The organism is Anaerotruncus sp. AF02-27, from assembly GCF_003465835.1.
In the GTDB taxonomy this organism is placed as follows: Bacteria; Bacillota; Clostridia; order Oscillospirales; family Ruminococcaceae; genus Anaerotruncus; species Anaerotruncus rubiinfantis.
On record NZ_QSBX01000034.1, the window covers coordinates 1 to 3,093 of the forward strand.

The 3,093-nt window shown below is 53.3% G+C and carries 5 protein-coding genes; 2 read left to right on the top strand and 3 right to left on the bottom strand.

What is annotated here, in order from left to right; all coding sequences use genetic code 11:
* The coding region (locus DWV16_RS16675; RefSeq protein ID WP_147349485.1) for a hypothetical protein at positions 1–782 on the bottom strand (782 nt) is incomplete at its 3' end.
* Positions 783–966: 184 nt separating this feature from the next.
* Here DWV16_RS16675 and DWV16_RS16680 point away from each other — a divergent pair.
* Entirely contained in the window at positions 967–1,149 is a 183-nt protein-coding gene (locus DWV16_RS16680; RefSeq protein WP_118480439.1) for a hypothetical protein, read from the top strand.
* On the top strand, positions 1,149–1,760 hold the full coding sequence (locus DWV16_RS16685; protein ID WP_118480441.1) for a Fic family protein: 612 nt from the start codon (positions 1,149–1,151) through the stop codon (positions 1,758–1,760). Before DWV16_RS16680 ends, DWV16_RS16685 begins: the two co-directional genes overlap by 1 nt.
* An 8-nt stretch (positions 1,761–1,768) precedes the next feature.
* On the opposite strand, the gene DWV16_RS16690 is transcribed toward DWV16_RS16685, so the two are convergent.
* Together DWV16_RS16690 and DWV16_RS19385 are read right to left on the bottom strand one after the other, a co-directional pair.
* Positions 1,769–2,134, bottom strand: coding sequence for a hypothetical protein (locus tag DWV16_RS16690; protein WP_118480443.1), 366 nt, complete (start codon positions 2,132–2,134; stop codon positions 1,769–1,771).
* Positions 2,135–2,202: 68 nt separating this feature from the next.
* The coding region (locus DWV16_RS19385) for a collagen binding domain-containing protein (RefSeq protein WP_243007356.1) at positions 2,203–3,093 on the bottom strand (891 nt) is incomplete at its 5' end.

Consider the following 3,093-nt stretch of genomic DNA (forward strand, 5'->3'; position numbering starts at 1 on the left):
GGATTGAGCCCGACGCGGCATACCAGGTCGTCCACCTTGCGGCCGACACGGGCAATGGCCACCACAAAGATAAGCCATGGGATGATCCCCGCCCCGGTGGGGACGGTGCTCATGGCAGAGAGCAGCAGCTTGAGGAACACCACGTTCATCAGCATCATGACGCACATCGAGCCGTACATTCGCGCCCAGCCTTTAAAAATGTCCTCGGTGTTTTTGCTGCCGCCCATGCCGAAAGCAAGCGGGGCCATGATGGTCAAAACGGCAAGCACCACGTAGCGCTCGCCGATTTCAAAGAAAAATTTCACGATCTGCCAGATCAGGATAATGCCGATGATCACCATCCAAATCCAGGCGGCGTCAAAGGCGCCGAGCATCGACTCGTCCGGCGTGTTGATTTCCACCGCGTCCGGTATACGCATAAGCCCCATCACCGTGCCGGTGACGCCAAGCCCGATTTCACAGATCTGCCGGCTGGCGACCAGCAGAAAGCCAAAGACAAAGGTGCGGGTAAACAGGATTTTGGGGTCTTCGCCCTCAAAGCCGATTCCCGCCGCCATTGAGCGCATCGCCTGAAACGCCATGTTTCCCATCAGCAGCGCCCATCCTGTTGCGATGATGATCTGCATGATGTCGCCGGTGACGGGGGCATACTGCTCGAAATAGGATAAGTCCATATTGAACACATCCAGCAGGGCGTTGGCCATCGCGTTGACGCCGTCGAGAATCAGACCGTAGATCCAGAGAACAAGACCTTTCAGGATCCCTTCCAGAATGGGGATCACCACCTTTTCGATTGAAATTGCATGATGTTTCGGGTATACTATAAATAAGCAAGTGAAAACTGCTCCGGCGTCTGCCTATGCTTGGCGGCTTTGCTTTTTTGCTTCGCCGCCCCGCTGAACCGGAGCAAATCCAATAAGGCTGATTTGGATCGACCTTGAGAAAAATTGACTTGGAGGTGGAGAAATGTCTGCACAGGAAATTGCCAAAATCGTTGAAAATGTGGCGTTCAGCATGGAGGTTGAGGGCTTTTCGATTCCTGATGATCAAAAGAAGCTGTGGGAAAAAATCCTGCGCGGCGAGGAAAACGCTTCCGCAATTTTGGCCGCGTATATCGCGGACGCAAAGAAAATGGGTACGGCAAGCTGATGGACGATTATATCTATCGCTATGAAACCGCTCAGGACAGCCGCTATTGCTACCCTGGGACTTCTGTGCTGAAAAACAAATTTGAGATCCGCGATGCTAGCCAACTGGCCATTGTAGAACGCAACATAACGGGTCTGAAAATATTGGAGTTGCAGAGCAAACCACTCAAGGGGAACTTCGATTTAGCGCACCTTCAAAAAATCCACAAAGCCATTTTTGAGGACATCTACGCTTGGGCCGGAAAGATTCGCGAAGGGGATTTTTTAATAAAAGGGGATACTTTGTTCTGCCGGGGCCCGTTCATTGAAAGCTACGCGGCGGATATTTATGCCAACTTAAAGCGCCGGAATTTTTTACATGGACTCAAGCACAGTGTGTTTATCGAACAGTTGGCATACTTTATGGGAGAAATCAATGCGCTGCATCCCTTCCGCGAGGGGAATGGAAGGACGCAGCGGTTGTATTTTTACTATCTGGCCAAACAAGCCGGGTATGACTTGAACTTTGCCGGGACGGATAAAAGCAGTTTAGTAGAAGCAGATATTGCCGCATTTTCAAGAAACTATGGTCCGCTGATTCGGATATTGGGGCAGGCTGTTTCACAAAAATAGCGGTATTTCTACGGCGTCAGCGTTGCCAGACCCTGGAACAGAGGCACGATATAGGCCAAAAACGCCCCAATCCCATTGATGACCACCCAGGCGATCCAGATGCGCTTGAGCCAGTCCCATGCCTGATCGACCTTGTGCTGATTATTGGATAATTTCGCGCCGATGACCGCCACGGCGGACATCAGCCCCGCCAGCACGGTAGAAATCCCCGCGATCTTGTTGTACACGTCCACGATGATGCGGTTGGCCACCGCCCACATATCCTCCACGGCAAGGGCGGTCACACTGCAAAAGCAGCAGAGCAGCACAACCGACATGAGGGTAAAATAGTATCTGCCCAGGTTTGGGCAGATACGGTCGAGAAATTTTTTCATTATTTCCTCCCAAAGAGAGGGGCAAGAGCCGGTGAAACGCCGGCCCTTGCCCTGTTTTGATTGATTGGTTAGAAGCCGGTTTGCGGCAGCTGTCCGCGCGGCTTCGCGTAGATAATGGTCACCCAGGCGTCCTTGGCCGTTACCCATTCGTCTTCCCGCTGCCCACCAACATCTGTTTTGTTGGTGAAGCGGTATTCATTGGGCAGGTCGCCGTTGACGCCGCACAGGATGTACGGCGCATCCTCCTGAGCAAAGCCCTCCTGGACTGTTCCGAACTGGAAGCGGAATTCGGTGATATACTCGCCGGATTTCAGCTTCAGCGCCGAGCGGCTGCAATCAAGGGTGTGGCTGGTTTTGCTGCTGAGACCATCCTCCAGCGTGCGCCAGCCGCGCTTGTTGGTTTTGTACTCCACCTCATAGGTTAATCGCTCGTTCCACGTTCCGGTGACAATCTTTTGGAGCCGCACCGCGTCGGTGGGCAGCACGTCGCGCCAGTAGAAATCATCCAGCGGGACCGTGGAGGTGTTGCTGATCTTCTCAAAGTCGTAGCGGATGATGTCGCCGGGCATGGCCTCGTAATTACCGTACTTCCGCACATCGACGCCCAACTCCTCACTGTAGTTGAGCACCTCGAATTTTACGAGGTCGCCTGCCACCTTGATTTCGGCGTAAAAGGGTTCGTCGTCAAGGATATAGTGCTTGGGCGCGGTGATCTCCCGGACGCCATACACACCCACGGGTAAATCCTTGGAGGTAGCGACTCCCCGGCTGTCGGTGGTGATGCGGTCAACCACGGCATTGGATTTGTCGAAGATTTCAAACACCGCGTCCTTCAACAGCGCGCCCTTTTTGAGCTTGGTCACATCGTTGTAGTCCGCGGATTTTTTGATGATTTGGATCTTGCCCCGGATCGGCTCGTTTTCCACCCGGAGTTCGGTGGTTGTCCCTTCCTTCACCGT

What these genes read in the sequence shown, in the direction of transcription:
- DWV16_RS16680 (WP_118480439.1), top strand. Translation starts at nt 967, where the DNA reads ATGTCTGCACAGGAAATTGCCAAAATCGTTGAAAATGTGGCGTTCAGC.
- DWV16_RS16685 (WP_118480441.1), top strand. Translation starts at nt 1,149, where the DNA reads ATGGACGATTATATCTATCGCTATGAAACCGCTCAGGACAGCCGCTAT.
- DWV16_RS16690 (WP_118480443.1), bottom strand. Translation starts at nt 2,134, where the DNA reads ATGAAAAAATTTCTCGACCGTATCTGCCCAAACCTGGGCAGATACTAT.